This is a genomic window from Dietzia sp. IBK-p2-15D, from assembly GCF_057773105.1.
Window position 1 is genome coordinate 1 of sequence record NZ_JBYMTK010000071.1, and the last position, 470, is coordinate 470.

Consider the following 470-nt stretch of genomic DNA (forward strand, 5'->3'; position numbering starts at 1 on the left):
ATGACGAAATAACAACGGTTATAGATAAAGTTATTTCTTCAAAAGATGCAATTGTTGCAGTTGTTCTACCAAAACGATCAACGGTATTTCAGAGTGCAGTGAACGTAAAATTGCTTAAGCGGGCCGCACAAGAAGCAAAGAAAAATGTGGTTCTTATTACGTCAGATTCTGCCATTGAGGCAATCGCAGCAGTTAGTGGCGTACACGTCGCAAAAACGCTAAATTCTAAGCCGTCAATTCCAAAAAAATCACATAAGCGTGCAAGCGAGACGACGATTAGTCATCGGGAGCTTGAAGCAACCGACGTCCCTACTCAAGTACCACCTGAGACTGAATTAGAAAAGTTAGAAGCACCACTAAACCACGGAGATGATGAATCGATTGAACTTGATAACACTGACAAAAAAGCGGTTCAAGTCTTGAGTTCTGAATCTGCGCTGGGAAGTACAAAAAAGCTAGCAAAACGATTT

At 41.3% G+C, this 470-nt stretch carries 1 protein-coding gene; it reads left to right on the forward strand.

Annotation, left to right across the window (positions count from 1 at the left end):
• Positions 1-470, forward strand: a 470-nt coding sequence (locus AC3DEV_RS16915) for a hypothetical protein (RefSeq protein WP_488372855.1), incomplete at both ends; no start/stop codon positions are given.